The 15,966-nt window shown below is 42.2% G+C and carries 15 protein-coding genes and 1 pseudogene; 12 read left to right on the top strand and 4 right to left on the bottom strand.

Annotation, left to right across the window (positions count from 1 at the left end):
* Positions 1–81: 81 nt before the first annotated feature.
* Positions 82–371 (top strand): annotated as a pseudogene (locus WC753_02420) (GIY-YIG nuclease family protein).
* On the opposite strand, the gene WC753_02415 reads toward WC753_02420, so the two are convergent.
* A complete protein-coding gene (locus tag WC753_02415; GenBank protein ID MFA6080316.1) occupies positions 368–505 on the bottom strand; it encodes a hypothetical protein in 138 nt (45 codons plus the stop codon). The pseudogene WC753_02420 and the gene WC753_02415 sit on opposite strands and share 4 nt — an antisense overlap.
* Positions 506–1,048: 543 nt before the next feature.
* On the opposite strand from WC753_02415, the gene WC753_02410 reads away from it, so the two are divergent.
* The 10 genes from WC753_02410 to WC753_02365 all read left to right on the top strand — a co-directional run bounded on the left by WC753_02410 (position 1,049) and on the right by WC753_02365 (position 11,701).
* Positions 1,049–5,212, top strand: a complete 4,164-nt coding sequence (locus tag WC753_02410) for a hypothetical protein (GenBank protein MFA6080315.1) — start codon at positions 1,049–1,051, stop codon at positions 5,210–5,212.
* 124 nt (positions 5,213–5,336) lie between these two features.
* On the top strand, positions 5,337–5,837 hold the full coding sequence (locus WC753_02405; GenBank protein MFA6080314.1) for a hypothetical protein: 501 nt from the start codon (positions 5,337–5,339) through the stop codon (positions 5,835–5,837).
* Between the two features lie 138 nt (positions 5,838–5,975).
* Complete coding sequence (locus tag WC753_02400) at positions 5,976–6,755, top strand: hypothetical protein (GenBank protein ID MFA6080313.1); 780 nt, start codon at positions 5,976–5,978, stop codon at positions 6,753–6,755.
* Between the two features lie 224 nt (positions 6,756–6,979).
* On the top strand, positions 6,980–7,174 hold the full coding sequence (gene rpmH, locus WC753_02395; GenBank protein MFA6080312.1) for a 50S ribosomal protein L34: 195 nt from the start codon (positions 6,980–6,982) through the stop codon (positions 7,172–7,174).
* 9 nt (positions 7,175–7,183) lie between these two features.
* On the top strand, positions 7,184–7,561 hold the full coding sequence (locus WC753_02390; protein MFA6080311.1) for a ribonuclease P protein component: 378 nt from the start codon (positions 7,184–7,186) through the stop codon (positions 7,559–7,561).
* An 85-nt stretch (positions 7,562–7,646) separates the two neighbouring features.
* Positions 7,647–8,006 (top strand): four helix bundle protein, encoded by a 360-nt coding sequence (locus WC753_02385; GenBank protein MFA6080310.1) that lies wholly within the window; start codon positions 7,647–7,649, stop codon positions 8,004–8,006.
* Positions 8,007–8,105: 99 nt separating this feature from the next.
* A complete protein-coding gene (locus tag WC753_02380) occupies positions 8,106–9,338 on the top strand; it encodes a YidC/Oxa1 family membrane protein insertase (protein ID MFA6080309.1) in 1,233 nt (410 codons plus the stop codon).
* A gap of 150 nt (positions 9,339–9,488) precedes the next feature.
* On the top strand, positions 9,489–10,403 hold the full coding sequence (locus WC753_02375; GenBank protein ID MFA6080308.1) for a prepilin peptidase: 915 nt from the start codon (positions 9,489–9,491) through the stop codon (positions 10,401–10,403).
* A 112-nt stretch (positions 10,404–10,515) separates the two neighbouring features.
* Positions 10,516–11,094, top strand: coding sequence for a hypothetical protein (locus WC753_02370; GenBank protein MFA6080307.1), 579 nt, complete (start codon positions 10,516–10,518; stop codon positions 11,092–11,094).
* A gap of 46 nt (positions 11,095–11,140) precedes the next feature.
* Positions 11,141–11,701: an NUDIX domain-containing protein gene (locus tag WC753_02365; protein ID MFA6080306.1), complete on the top strand. Its 561-nt coding sequence runs from the start codon at positions 11,141–11,143 to the stop codon at positions 11,699–11,701.
* 3 nt (positions 11,702–11,704) lie between these two features.
* Here WC753_02365 and WC753_02360 read toward each other — a convergent pair whose 3' ends face one another.
* The 3 genes from WC753_02360 to WC753_02350 form a co-directional block, all read right to left on the bottom strand.
* Positions 11,705–13,162 carry a Mur ligase family protein gene (locus WC753_02360; protein MFA6080305.1) on the bottom strand — a complete coding sequence of 486 codons (1,458 nt, stop codon included), beginning with the start codon at positions 13,160–13,162 and terminating at the stop codon, positions 11,705–11,707.
* An 11-nt stretch (positions 13,163–13,173) separates the two neighbouring features.
* Positions 13,174–13,743 (bottom strand): NAD(P)H-dependent oxidoreductase, encoded by a 570-nt coding sequence (locus WC753_02355; protein ID MFA6080304.1) that lies wholly within the window; start codon positions 13,741–13,743, stop codon positions 13,174–13,176.
* A gap of 90 nt (positions 13,744–13,833) precedes the next feature.
* Entirely contained in the window at positions 13,834–14,664 is an 831-nt protein-coding gene (locus WC753_02350) for a PPK2 family polyphosphate kinase (protein ID MFA6080303.1), read from the bottom strand.
* 324 nt (positions 14,665–14,988) lie between these two features.
* Between WC753_02350 and trpS the strand changes: the two genes are divergently transcribed.
* Entirely contained in the window at positions 14,989–15,960 is a 972-nt protein-coding gene (gene trpS, locus WC753_02345) for a tryptophan--tRNA ligase (protein MFA6080302.1), read from the top strand.
* Positions 15,961–15,966: the final 6 nt, after the last annotated feature.

Raw genomic sequence — 15,966 nt, 5'->3', positions numbered from 1 at the left:
GGGATTCCGTCATTCCAGCCAAGAGAGCTTGCGAACGCGAGGTGGAATCTTAAAATGACGTATATAATTCTCTCTGTTTATATGTCTAAATTTCCTTGCGTCTACATTTTGGCTTCCAAGCCACACGGAGTCCTCTATATTGGTGTAACAGCTAATATCCTTCGTCGTGGTTATGAACATCAAAATGAACTTTATGAATGATTCACAAAAAATATCATATCCACCGACTTGTGTATTTTGAAAATCATGAGACTTTTGCTGAAGCATTTGCGCGAGAGTCTAATCTCAAATCATGGAGACGAGAATGGAAAGATAAGCTCATTGAAAAAGAAAATCCAGAATGGAGAGATTTGTATGATGATCTTGTCTAAGATTCCACCTCGCGTCCTCATTTCATTCGTCCTTGGCTGGAATGACGGAGAGAGGTGTCTATTGAACTGTCCACCGTCGCCACTTTTGTCACATCCTTTCCCCAAGCCGAAAAACCGAGGAATGTTGTCGACATTTTCTGACAAACAACCGACAAGTGAGACAAAGATACTTGACAGTTTTTGAGGCAAAAGAAAGCACCCTGTCGATACAGAAAGCAAAAATACCCCCGTGAACACATATTTTATACACTAAAGTCTGTTTACAAACTGTATGGCGATTGTGAATTTTTGTCTTCAAAGAGCATATTTTTCTTGTACATAAAAAAAGTGACAAAACCGCTCCCAGAATGGTGTGGACAGGGTGTCAGATGTGTGACGGAAGTGTCAAGATTTGTGAAGAATGGGTGAAATCCCTTGTCCATCCCTTGCATACCACTCGATATACATTACTATAGCGGCACGATTGTTCGTGTACATTTTTTGACGTTGGCGTCTCTCGAAAACTCGCTAACAGATTGTAGAATATGAAACCGAAAAGATCACCACTTTTTTCTTTCGTTTGCCCACTCTCGATATACTGTAGAGCCCAAATGAAGCATTTCCTACGTCTGGTATCCTGCTTTCTTGGCACGTCCGCGAAAATAGATACGCACAATTTTATTTTTTATTTTTCTCTTATGAAACAGACATTACGACAAATAGTCGCAATTCTTGCTCTTGGAGGTATTGCATTGTCTCTTGTACCAAATGCACTCGCTGCAACGTACACAGAGCTTTCTGCTGCCAACGAGCTCGCTACTGCTGGCTATATCGTCGATAAGTCAGCAAATCCTGCTGACTACCGACTCGGTGATACGCTCAAGCGATCTGAAGCTACGAAAGTAGTGGGCAAAGGTCGGGGTGTATTGATTGAACCTGTTAAAACTACAGGTTGTACTAGTCGATTTACAGATGTTCTCCCTGGAACATGGGAGTGTGCAGTTATCGAAATAGCTGCTAAAACTGGTCTTACAAAGGTAGATGCTGGTGAAGCATTCCGACCTAATTCGACACTTTCAAAATACGAAGCTATGGCTTTCGCTTTCCGTTCTGCTTGTACTGAAGTTCCAACTGGAACTGGTCCATCTGAAATGGCTGCGATCGCTGCTGATGCTGGTATTATCACTACAGCCGCTGGCTGGAATGCTACTGCTGCTGCTACACGAGGAGAATTCTTCAAATATGTAGCAACTGCTAAAGTAGATTCTACTTGTGAGCCAATCGAGGATGAAGATGTACTCTGTACTCTCTTCCCATCTCTCTGTGATGATGAAGTGATTGTTCCTCCTACTGGTGGTGATGTAGAAGTAACACTCTCAAACGATACTCCTGACACAAGATTTGTCCCAGATACAGCTCAAAACGTAGTTTTCGCTGTATATGACTTTGAAGGTGGGTCAGAGGATACTGTCATTACTTCTGTTAAACTCAACAGAATTGGTGTCGGTAGCCGAAATGACTTCTCAGGTGTCTATCTCCGATCAGACAATATCGCTCTCACAAATGAGAGAACAGTTAATTCTGAAAATATTGTTGAATTCGGTAACCTGAATCTCCTCGTACCAGCTGGTGAGACAGTCAGTCTCGAAGTAGTCGCTAATATGTCGGCTACTGCAACTGCTAACTCTCAGGATGGATTCTCTATTTCTAGCGTATCTCAGATCGCTTCAAATGGTAGCATCTCTGGTAATTTCCCAGTTTCAGGAAAGCTGATGACTATCACAGAAGTTGGTGTCGGATCTCTCGAGATCACATCGACTGTCACAGCATCTGATCCTACGCTCGGTGCTGTCGGGGCTATCCTCGCTACCGTTAAATTCGAAAATGATGATGAAAGCAATAGTGACCACCGTGTCCGAGTAGTCTCTATGGCTCTCGAACAAATGGGTACTATCGATGCTGATTCAATCGATAACCTCGGATTCTATGATGGTTCAGACAAAGTAGCTTCTCTGCAAGCCGTCCACAATGATGACTATATCCTCGTGTTTGACTCAGACTTCATCCTCAACGATGGAAGCTCTAAGAGTCTTGACCTCCGTGGAGATATCGTCAATGGTAAGGCAGGTGACACTATCGGATTTGCTCTTAATGACAATTCTGACGTCGTAGCTATCGATGTCGATTCTGATATCGGTGCATCTGTAGACGATCAAGATGACACGAGTTTCGGTACGAACACATACTACATCCCTGGTAACGATGCATCTGTTGTTCTTACGCTCAAGGCAGGTGATGTCACTTTCTCATTCAACGGTCCTGCTACAAAGGATATTGCATGGTGAGACAAGGATGTTGTCCTTCTTGAGTCTACTATCTCTGCTGCGAGAAATATCGAAGTGAAAGCTCTCGATCTTAAACTCACGCTTACAAAAGCTAATAATGCAGCTGTAGATGTAACTGCTATCAAAAACATTAAAATTGTTGATGAAAACGGAAACACTCTTATGGGACCAGTGAACGACCTTACTGCCTTTGGTTTCGATACTCTTGCTGATGGCGGAGACGATGATCTTGGTGCAGCGGGTGGAACGAGCTCATTTGACACAAAGACATTTACAGATTCATTCTTCGTAAATGCAGGTACTTCTCGTAAGGTCCGTGTCGTAATAGAACTCAGTTCTACTGCTGATGCTGATCTCACAAATGTCGCTGCTGAAATCACTGTTGGTGCAAGTTCTATCAAGGATACTGCTACGAACAAGTTTATCGCAGTTGGCTCTATCACGCCTACAACTGTTGGAGGTAAAACTCACAATGTTGTAGCGAACTCTCTCACTCTTGCTACAGCTTCTAATCCTACGGCGACTACAATCATCAAGGGTTCAAAAGATGTCAAGATTGCTGGTGTTTCACTCAAGGCTGGTGAAGCTGGTGCTCTCTCAGTTCGATCTATGAAGTTTACATTTGGCGGTACTGCTGCAAATACAGCTAAAGCTGTGTACAACAATACTCGTCTCGTAGACTCAAATGGTGTTGTCTTAGACGCTAGCAATATCACAGACGGTACTCCTGATACTGTCACTTTCGATGGCTTCTCTTATGCAGTCGCGAAAGGGGCAACTCAGATCGTCTATGTCGTAGCTGATGTTCTCGACACAGCTTCTGCAACAGATGTCCGTGCTACTATCCTCGTCGATACTGATATTTCAGTTATCGAAGCTGATGGTGATACTCTCGCTGCTGCAAACATTACTGACGGTCCTATTACTGGTAACTTGATGACTATTGAGACTTCTGGTACATTTACTGTATCTCCTCTCACAGTTGATTCTCGTAATCAAGTAGTTCAGGCCGGTACTGCGTCTAAAGAAGTGGCTCGATATGAACTCAAGTCATCAAAGGAGAAATTCAATGTGAAGAAATTGACATTTGATTTCACCGGAGATCCTGAGATTATCAGCTCTCTCAAACTCAAAATCGGTGCTGTAGAAAAGACAGAATATTCTATTACTGGAGGTGAAGTAACATTCTCTAACATTAATGCTGAAGTTGACGGAACAGTCCAGGCATCACTCTTCGCTACATTTAATCCTATGGATTCAAGTGGTGCGAATACTGGTAAAACTGGTAAGTTCCTCTTAGCTCAAGATTCTGATACAGCAGAAACAGAGGTAGTAGGTGTTGGTTCTAGTACTACTGTCAGTGACCTCGCGGCATTTACAGATAGCTCTACGAACAAGACTTACATCGCTCGAAGTACTAAACTCACGTTTGGTAAAGTAACTTCTGGTCTTGTAGCAAATCTTGACTCTGCTTCTTCTGATGCAGTTGTCTACCTTGCAAACGTTACAAATAGTAGCGGAGGCTCTGTAGATCTCGGTAAGATGTTGTTCGACTTTACAACTTCTGATGCAGATGGAGGAGAAGATTTCCTCGTAACTGACATCAAGCTCTACGTAAATGGTACTGAAGTCACTACTTCAGCTGCTACATACTCAGCGAAGAGTGGTCGATTCGATGTCCTCACTGCAGGTACACTCGATGTCGATGAAGACGGTGATGTGGACGCATCTGATGATGCATCTAATCTCGTTATCGGGTCTGAACAATTCGATGTTATTGATTGATTCATGGATCTCGATGAAAACGGTGTTGCTGATGGATCTGATGACACAACTGGCCTTACGGTCGGTGCTCAAGTGTTTGATGTTATCAATGGTGCTATCGATATCGATCAAGATGCTGATGTCACTTCAGAAGCTACGGCTAATCTCGTAGCAGAAGTAGCTGATGTCACTATCACTCTCGGATCAAACAATATGGGACTCCTCTCTGCCGGCGCAACTGCGGAGATCAAGCTGACTGCTGATGTAACATCAGAAGATGCTGATACGTTCTCTGTTGATGTGACTGATGATGATAGTAGCAATGTAATCACAGCGTCTAAGACTCTCGGAAATATCATTAATGGTCAACTCGATGTCGACGCTGATGGTACTACTGCTTCTGACGCAGGTGATGATCTCGCTTCTCTTGTCTTAAATGGTACATCATATGCTGTTATCAACGGTGCCGTTGATATCGATGCTGATGGTGTTACTGCTTCTGACTCAGGTGATGATCTCGCTTCAGCTCGATTCTATGGAACCACTTATGCTATCATAGATGGTGAATTTGATATCGATGCTGATGCCGTAGATACTACTGGTGATGCGAACGATGACCTGACACTCGTCAGAAACTTTACTTGGTCTGATAAGGCTAATCCTTCTCATTCTGATACGACTTCTGACTGGGCAAATGGTTACGGTCTCAATATGGATACATTGACTAACAATGCATTCATCAACAATCAATAGTCGTTCTCTCTAGAATAATTATTGTACGTTACAAAATCCCCCCTTGGAGCAATCCTCGGGGGGATTTTTGTTTGCAAAAAAGTATTTTTTTGTATACTCTTTTTACTTCTTAACCCATTTTTATATGAAAAAAATACTCCCCATTCTCATCCTCCTCGCACTCGTCATCGGAGGATATTTTCTCTATCAGAGGACGCAACCCGATGAACCAAAGGTTGACCCAGAAATAACGAGACTCACTACCACTCTTACCGAGAAAAAATGTGAAGCAGGAGATGAAATTTATATATGACTCGCGCAGAAGTACACTTCTATATCAGAGTTCAAAAAGGCACTCTCCACCTATGCGGCTTTGAGCGCTTGTTATCCAGAGGCATATGAGCGGCCTTCAGAGAAATATAAATTGCTCTGGCACAACCGAGGCGCTCTCTACGAGGACTGGGGGTACTATCTAGCAAATACAACTAAAGATATCATGGATTCTGAGAAAAAATATCAGGAAGCAGTCAAAATATTTACAAATCTCATAGAGAAACTCAAAAACACTCCTCTCCTCTCTGCTGATGAGATCAGTGCTTACGAAAATCGTATCTCTGAAATCCGAAAATACCATCTCGGTCAATAGACCCCGTAAACACAATAAACCCTCTTCCAACCGAGAGGGTTTATTGTGTCCAGCTGACGAGACCGGTCTTACTCTCAGATTTGCAATCCATTTTAAATCATGCTAGAATAAGAGTGTTTACTTTCTCGCTCTCGTTCTATGTCTCTCAAATCCCTTATTGCCAGCACTACACTCGGTGTTTTTCTGGTATCCTTTTGTTTCGCCGAAGACACTGTGAGTGGTCCAGGTAAGAGCATGCCAGTGGATTCAATGGCAACAGTGGAAGAATCCGCTCCTCTCATGCTCGATAGCGCCCCAGCGGAGCAGGATTCATTTATCTCCATGACGGACGTTCTCGTGAAGCCCTCAAAGGATACCGCAGAGGTGATTTTTACGACGAATATCCCTACCTATGCGACGATCGAATATGGTCTCACAGCTGAGCCCGAATCTGTCGTGACGACAGAGACGATGACGGCACATATTGAGACGCTTGCGAACCTAATAACATGTCGTACGTATTTCTACCGTGTCCTCGCTACTTCTGCTGATGATGTCACGCTCGATACTGCTCGTGAGGGAACATTTATGACTAAGGGATGTGTGGTAAAAAAATCAGTTCCAGTCCCAGCGCCCGTAGTCCAGCCCGTGGCTGTTCCTTCTGTTGTGGAGATCTCTGCTCCTGAGAGTGAAATGCTCGCACTTCCTCTCGAATCAGATCTCATGCTCAATGCAGCACCGAATAAAAGACAAAACCTAGAAACAATACAAAATGAATGAACTATAGATGATAGGGATCCAGAAGGCCCTGAACGTCCTCTTATTCTCGATCGTCCTGCTCGTGAACCAGTGAGCAAAGCAACTGAAACAGCGCTTGCCCTCCTTGGGCTGCTCCTCCTCGTGGGAGGACTGGTCGTAGTGCGTAGAAAATCAAAATAGTTCACTCCTACGGAAGTATAAAAGACAAAGTGTAATAAGTACTCAATTATCCACTTAAAGACAAAGTACAAAGCGAAAGAATAGTTTTTTCGGGAATAATAATTAAAAATCCTTAATTTTGTATTTTGTACTTTGTCTTTTGTATTCATGAAAATACGAGTAGAAATATATGAGTTGACTTATTATTTTTTTTCATATTATCTTGGTATTCTCTCATTTTTCTTATGCTCGCAAAACTCAAAAAACGTAAACGGCTTCGTACCCATGGGTTCCTCAAACGATCTGTGTCTGCAAACGGACGCAATGTCCTCAAGCGTCGTCGCCAAAAGGGTCGTCATGAATTGACACCATCATATCCTATCCGTCTGAAGTCACCAAAAGGAAACCCAAAATTTCACATCATCGCTCAATCATCATAATTTTTCACCATGATCGCGAGTAAATACAGACTCCGTGATTACGAGGTAGAGAGGGTCTTCAAACGCTGAAGACCCTTTTTTTGACGTCTATGGTCACTTCATGTATTGCCGGATACACGGCATCAGGGCTTTCGTATGGCGCTGAGTATCTCACGAAAACACGACAAGCGGTCTGTATGGCGCAATCGCTATCGTCGTGTGATGTACGACGCACTCCTTCCTCTCCTCAAGGCGGGTATGGCAGAACAGCAGAAAAGTATGACACCAAAGGGGCTTCAATGCATCTTTGTCCTAAAAAAAGGACTTAAACTCACGGATGTTGCTGTACAAGAAGTGATGGTAGCGGATGCTTTGGCACTCTTTGAGAAAGCCACGAGACAAAATTAATGCATTAATTTTGTCTCGATACAAAGTACAAAAGACAAAGTACAAAAGACAAAGTACAAAATGAAGGAAGTTATTTTATAAATTTATGACTGAAAATATCATCACTCAAAAATCTGAAGATTTTGCGCTTTCCTGCATCAGGATCTACCAAGCACTACAGAATGAATGAGAATTTATTCTTTCTAAACAGTTATTACGTTCTGGTACGAGTATAGGTGCCAATATTGCTGAAGCAAATTCATCGCAATCAAAGAAAGATTTCTTCTCCAAAGTGTGCATTGCCTACAAAGAAGCTCACGAAACTCAGTATTGGATTTGATTGCTCCAGAAATCATCACTTACGCAACAGGATTTGATTCATATAAAAGATGACTGCCAAGAAATAATTCGTATACTGGCAAAAATAAAGATTACTACAGAAACTAACCTGAAAGAAAACATATAATCCTGCATTTTGTACTTTGTTTTTTGTATTTTGTACTTTAGTAGGTAATTTATAAGGTTGGTAGCTTGTTTTTCCTCATTTTTCCCTATGATATCCCCTATGAAATCTTCCAAAAAAATTCTCTTCTATATCTACATCATATTTCTCGTCTTTTTGACGGTGAATATGCTGAATAAGCCAAAGCCCATAACACCCGTGCCTATTCGTATTATCACAGATACTACGAAATATACCCTGCCAAAAATACCCGTTATCTCACTCGCGAATGACACTGATGTAGCCATCATCGTTGACACGTGTCGGGATATGACGCTCACAGTCAATGGTATCAAAAAGCCAGAGAGTCTCACAGGATTTTGCCGCGTTATTGAAGTGCCGGCAAAGAGTACAACGCCACTTATCGGCATGACAAAAGAAGATATTATCCAATTTCAAGAGGCCTTTGCGCCATTGACAGAAAAAGCAACACTCAGATTTGACTACACGAGCCCTGATGCGGTCGTCTCAGAGGCGACAGTGACCGTCGCAAAGGCAGGGTGGTTTCGTCTCTTTTTCCGCACGGTCTTCTATAACCCCGTCTATAATCTCTTGGCAGCTCTCATTCTGATCTTTCCTGGTTACAGTCTCGGTTTTGCTATTGTTGCTATTACGATCGTGATTCGCCTCATCCTCCTCGTGCCTCAGCAGCATATGCTCGTCTCACAACGCAAGATGCAGACGATTCAGCCAAAGATAAAGGCCATCCAAGACGCCCATAAAGGTGACCAAGCAACGATCGGTATGAAGATGATGGAGCTCTACAAAAAAGAGTGAGTCAATCCTCTCGGGTCACTCTTACCAATCTTTATCCAGATTCCTATCCTCATCGTCCTCTACCAAGTAGTACTCAATATCGGGCTCCCTGTAAATCTTGCGCATCTTTATAATTTTTCATGGTTACAACATTTCCGAGACATTGTCCCAAATCCATACTTTTATGGTATGCATCTTGATAAAAGTGGGGGTGTAGTCGGTATCATCCTCGGACTCTCAACCGGGGGACTTCAATTTATCCAGATGTGGCTTGCACAAAGAAAAACCCTTCGACAAACTCAGGACTCAGCTCCTGTTGCAAAAAAGAATGACGGAATGCCCGATATGCAGAATATGCAAAAGATGATGGTCTATATTTTCCCTGCTATGGCAGCATGGTTTGCCTACCAATTCCCTGCAGGGGTTGGCCTCTACTGGCTGATTGGTACGATATTTATGATTGCACAACAGTGGGTAGCGAATCGACAGGCGGAATCAAAGAAGATAGTTATTAAAGATAAAGCTGGGAATACACTTTAAAGCAAAAGGGAGTCATAGTAATAGTCATCCGCCTAGGCGGATAGGAATGAATTCGCCACGGAGAACAGGTTATTGATTCGGGAAACCAACGAAACAAACTAAACCAACTAAACTTAGGAAACCTAGTATGCTTAACTAACCTCCGGTCCTATGTCTCTCTTTATCTTCATTATCATCTTTTTTCTCGGTGCGTGTGTGGGGAGTTTTAGCGCTGTGCTCCTAGAAGAAACATCTCTAAAGCGTTCCTTTTGGACAGGGAGAAGTCACTGTCTCAGCTGCAAAAAAGTGCTTCAATGGCTTGAGCTTATTCCGCTCGTTTCCTACGCACTTCAAAAATGAAAATGTAGTAAGTGTCACGCTGATATCCCTCGGTGGATATGGTATGTGGAATGGTATATGGCATTTCTCTGGATGGTGTCAGCGATGGTACTTTCTTACGCAGGGTTGAGTTATTTTTCTATTGCACTTCATATCGTCATTCTTACCGGACTTTCCTGGCTGGTTATCGAAGACATGCGAACACGTATGGTTTCTGATACGAGGAGTATACCACTGATGGGGGTACTCTTTTGCATATATATTTTTCTTCTATTTGTACCAGTGCCGACATTACTCCCGAGCCCCCTTGTAGCTTTCGCAGGCACTTGCGTTGGTATGGTATTTTATATGCTCCAGATGATACTCCCCGCCTTCTATGAGGCATTACGAATTCATAAATACAACGTTCTTTTTTCTCTTCTCATTTCGCCTTTTGTCTTTCCGCTCTGGATAGTGGCAAAGGTATTCATAGGAGAAAAAAAAGCAGATCGACTCTTTCCGACATTGCACGTTTTTGAGACACTTCCCTCATGGGTCTGAGGAGGTGATATCCGCCTCGGAATAATTATCTGAGCCCTTGTGGGGCCCTATGATTTTCTGTATGTAGTGATGTATGGCTATCTCGCAGGGACACTCTATTTTCTCATTCGGCTCTTCATATTTCGTGAAAAATTGAAAACAATGCCCGTTGCACCTCTACTTTTTCTCGGAATATGTGCTGTTTGGTGTCTGAGAATTTTCTCATAAAATAGGCATTTCAAAGGAGTAAACTCTATCACACAATACAATACAAAACGCACAAGACAGAAATACATACAAAAAGTTGCAAGAGAAAAAAAAGAAGGGTACTATGCGTTATATGCCTGCTAAAACTTCTCCAAATAATGATACGCTGAATAATTCTCTTCAAGCGCTTCAGGAACTGATTAATAATGCAGAGAAATCTCTCTGCCATGCGAAAAACCTCATAGGACACCTTGCACCAAAACTTCCCAAAAAAGTGACTCCACTTGAGGAAGAAATTTCAGGGCATGTCTATAAGCATGGTGTAGATCAGGTTATCGAAGGAATCTTTGATGGTCAATGTATGATCGGAGCGGACAAAAAAACGTATCCAGTTCCTGCAAACTATGCCAGTAAATCAAAAATCGTCGAAGGGAGTAAACTCAAATGCACGATCAAAGGAGATGGATCTCTCCAGTATAAAATCATCAAAGAAGGTGCATTTATAAATAGTACTGGAACTATTATCCGAGATGGTGACCACTTTATCGTGGTTTCTCAAGATGGTATGTATCAGCTCCTTCCAGCCGCTGTGACGTATATCCAGGCAAAAGTAGGAGACCGCATCGCTATCCGTATTCCAAAGAGTAGTAATCCAACCTATGCGACTATCGAAGCACGCATTCCTGCAGAAGTAGGGCTCGCTGTGGCATAAATATAAAAGAATTTATTTTTCTTAAAAATTCCCATATACTGGGGGTATGTTTGATATTATTTCCCAACTTTTTGATTCATATGTTTCCGTATACAAAGAAGAAGTTTTTCCAATATTTCAAAAACAAATCAATCAACAAGAAGAAAATATAGCTTCACGAAAAAATTTTACTGGACATGTGATTGCTGATGGGTGTGTTATTGACCCCAGATCTCAAAAAGTGCTTATGATTTATCATAAAACACTTCAACAATGGTTCCATCCAGGTGGGCATATTGAATCTAAAGATGCTCATCCTGTCGAAGCAGCTATTCGAGAAGTATTAGAAGAAACTGGAGTACAACCTGTTCCTATTTTAGATAACGAGGGGAACCCTCTATTACTTCACATCGACTCCCACATTATACCAGCGAGTGAACAAAAAAAAGAACCAGAACATTGGCACCATGACATGACATTTCTTTTTGTAGCTGATTCCACCATTCCCTTGTCACAAATAGATGATTCTGGCGTGCAAATGTGTGAATGGCAGGATATATTTGCAGCACATGATAATCCAAGGTATCATTTACTTTGAAGTAAAATAGAGATACAGTTTTCTCATTAAGTCCTAGATTTTCATTCTCAGTTCATCAATAGTCCCTGCTCCGAGAAGGAGAATCAGGGTATTGTTTTCTTCTGCATCCACTTCTTTGAGTTTACGACCAGCATCATCAAGTGTCCCTACATACTCACACGGAGAATTTTGTGCAACCATTTCTGCCAAGATTTTGGCGTTGATCATATCTCGACGCTCATCGATATCACGAGCAGCATAGATATCTGAGATATACGTCATATCTGCGTCAGAGAAACTGGTGGCAAATTCATCCTTGAGCTCATAGGTTCGAGAGTATTGATGTGGCTCAAAAAAGACAATGATTTTTTTCTCTGGGTATGCCTCTCTGAGAGCTCATAGTGTAGCAATAATCTCCGTCGGATGATGACCATAGTCACTCATGATAAGATTATTATTCTGAGTGGTTTTGATGTTTTCCATACGTCTCCAGCTTCCTGGATAGTTTTGGAGTGATTTTTGAGCAAAAGAATCTTCGATACCAATGAGCTGACTTGCCACGTAGGCGAGATTTGCATCGAGTCGGGTATGATGTCCTGGTACAAGAAGCTTTGGGAGTGTGTAGGTGTATTTCCCAGGCACGAGAGCACCATATTCATCACCTGTTACTTCGAACGAGTCATCATGGACGAGAATGAGCGTGGAGGTTCAGTGCGTTGGTGCGTTGGTACTTGAGTGCTTAGGTAATTGGTTGTCCGAACCAACTATTCCTACTTTATTATTTATTATTTCTTCTTTATTCTTTAGAAATGACTGAAAGTGAGAGTATTCCTCTGCAAGGATAACGACGCATCGTGATTGCTCCATAAATTTTTGAAACGACTCAAAATACGCCTCTTCTGTTTTGAAAAAATCGAGATGATCGGGGTCAATATTTGTAATCACAGCGATATCGGGATGATAGTGTAAAAAGGCATTGCGATATTCACATGCTTCTATGACCATAATCTGATCTCACTCTACACAAATATTCTTTCCACCAAACGCTTTCACAAGTGTACCAGTAATGGTCGTCGCTGGAGATTGATTATCATGAAGAAGCGTACCAATCATCGCACTCGTGGTGGACTTGCCATGCGCTCCAGCCACTGCTATTTTGATCGGAAAAGTGTGAAATACTTCCGCCAGTGCTTCAGGGTAGGAGAGAAGAGGAATATGATAAAATTGTGCGACACTGATTTCTGGAAGATGCTCTGCTCGTACACCGTCAAGCCCCAATGTTTCGTCATCGATAATTGCCTCGGTATAAATAATTTTGGTTGTTTCTCGATCGATAATCATTGCCCCATTTTCGACGACTTCAATCCCCTCTGACGTGAGTGTGTCCAAGAGTGGAGAGTGCCCAAGATTTGTGCCAGTCACACGATAACCCCGTGCCAAATAGTATCGAGCAAGAGCTGATATTCCGATACCGCCGATACCGATACAGTGGATGTGAGGTTTGTGTTCCATAGAAATATGGGTTATGAAACCATTCGAGAAACCTTTGAGAGCATTTTTTCACGGTCATTCTCCGTCGTTTTGCGCATTTGGTCAAAGACGGTGTAGCTCTTTACTTTGATTCCACACCAGCCCAAGGTACCTATTTGGAGGATAACTCGAAGAGGATTACCAATGAACCAATACAGCCATCCTCGAGCATCACAAGTACAAAATATTCGTGCCTTTTTCCCTGTGAGAAGTTTCCGAGGAAACATACTTCATTTCCTGTATTTATAGGCAAATCATGGAGTGAGCACGGTATCAAAGAAATTCTTCAAAATAGCCGGTATATTCACCCACCAAATAGGAAAAATAAAGACGAGTTCGTCTGCGTCAGTAATCTTTGCTTGCAATGCTCTTTGGACAGAGGTGGGTTGTTTCAGATCGCTTTGGTCGTCAAATCGGAGAAAATCCATTTTTAACTCTGTTTGGTAGAGGTCTAATAATTCAGTGGTATATCACTTCGCCTCACACGCACCCTGATAGCTCGCCGCGATAGCATGCGTGAAACCGTGAGAACTGGGATGAGCGGTAATGATAAGAGTATGCATAAAACTTCCCTTTTAGTATATGCAGAAAGAGGAAAATACAAAAAAGCACTGTAAAAAACTGTACAGTGCTTTTGGAATAAGGTTCTGTTTTTACTTCAAAAACTCCGGATTCATCAGCATACTTGGGTCAAAATCAAGTTTTGGAAGCTGTGGGTTCATCTCTTCGAGGGCATTTAAAATAATCTCACTGACGACGAGATAGCGGAACCATTTTTTCTCTCCAGGGACGATATACCAAGGCGCTTCTTCTGTGCTACAATTCTCAAGGGCTTTTTCAAAGGCCTCCATATACTCATCCCAATACTTGCGTTCTTCCAGGTCTGAAGCATTAAATTTCCATGCCTTTTCAGGTTTTTGGAGTCGATGTTTAAAGCGCTCAAGCTGGTATTCTGGAGATATATGCAGCATAATCTTCACTATTTTGACATTGTCATCGATCAGGAGGGACTCGAAATTGTTGATATGTCTGTAGCGTTTCTTGAGTTGATCTTTTGGTACAAGATCATGGACTTTGGCAATAATGATGTCTTCGTAATGTGAGCGATTAAATATTTTGATTTTCCCTTTTCTTGGAGCTTCTTGATGGATTCTCCAGAGGAAATCGTGAGAAAGTTCCGCAGAATTTGGTGTTTTAAATGATACGACACCACATCCCTGAGGATTGATACCTTGCGTCACCATCTTGATAGTCGAATCTTTCCCGGCAGCATCCATAGCTTGGAGGACGACAAGGAGTGACTGTTTATGTTCTGCATACAGTGTATCCTGGAGTTCGATAATTCTTGCTCTATTTTCCTCGAGCTTTTTCATAGCGAGCTCTTCGAACCATTTTCCTGTATGGTCTGTCTTTATTTTTTTGAGATGGACTCTTTGTCCTGGTTTTACACGGAAATCATTAATATCGAGATGCGGTTTGCTCATAGAAATAGCTGAAAAGGTAGAGATAGAGGCTAAGGCTAAGGAAGGATTTTATAATTATTCCATCCCATTCCTATCACTCTTGAGATATGATAGCCTATTTTCTTCTGGAATGCAAGTGTTTGGCACAATTTCCCGTCATCCTGAACTTGTTTCAGGATCCAGGTCATCAAACCAATCCCTATAATCAAGGAATATTTATTTTCACCTGGATTCCGTGTCAAGCACGGAATGACGATACATGCTTACGCCTCACTCGCCCGGGATGACGGAATCAGGGTTGCGACTTCTGCCAAAATCTCTATAATCTCCACAACACCTATTTTTATGAAACGAATGATTACGGGTATCAAGCCCACAGGCGCCTTTCCACATATCGGCAATCTCCTCGGAGCGATGCTCCCACTGCGAGATAATGCGAGCAAATATGATACAGCTCTTTTTATTCCCGATTTACACGCCTTGACGACGATAAAAGACGGAAAAACGCTCAAAGAAAATACTCGCAATGCGCTGATTTCGTACCTTGCTGTTCTCGGCCCTGATACCAAAGTCACGATTTTCCGACAATCGGATATCGTCGGTATCCCAAAACTTGCATGGATTCTCTCATGTTTTACACCGTATTCATTGATGATGAGGGCGCATACCTTCAAGGATGCAGAGAATAAAAAAGAAGATCTCAATATGGGCACTTTCAACTACCCAATCCTCATGGCAGCCGATATTCTCGGGTATGATATCGATGTCGTGCCAGTGGGAAAAGACCAGCTTCAACACCTCGAGATGGCTCGTGATATTGCTCGCTACGTGAATCACCATTTCAAAGCAGAGATATTTATCGAACCAAAACCGATTATTGATGATGCCGTGGCGACGATTATTGGTACCGATGGTCGCAAGATGAGCAAGTCCTACAACAATACCATCAGTATGTTTGAGAGTTCAGCAGATTTGAAGAAAAAGATTGCTACGATTCCGACAGATGATAAAAAATTGGAAGATGTAAAAAATCCTGATACCTGCAATGTGTTTGCGATGATAAAAATGTTCGGAACGCATGATGAAATTGAGACGATTCGAGCAAAATATCTCGCAGGGGGCTACGGTTACTGACATGCAAAACAAGAACTTCATACGATTCTCGACCGATTTATCGCTCCATACAGAGAGGCATATGAAGTATTGAATTGACTCTCAGATGAAGAACTTTTTGAGCCAGTACGACGAGGAAGTATCGTGATGGAAAAACGACTCGAGGAAGTGATGGAACGGTTAGCGGGGTATATCGGCGTATAAATTTTT

This window comes from Candidatus Gracilibacteria bacterium, assembly GCA_041660965.1.
Lineage (GTDB): Bacteria > Patescibacteriota > Gracilibacteria > BD1-5 > JAGOOR01 > JAGOOR01.
The sequence above is the reverse complement of the archived record's forward strand: the minus strand, read 5'-3'. Positions and strand labels throughout refer to the sequence as shown.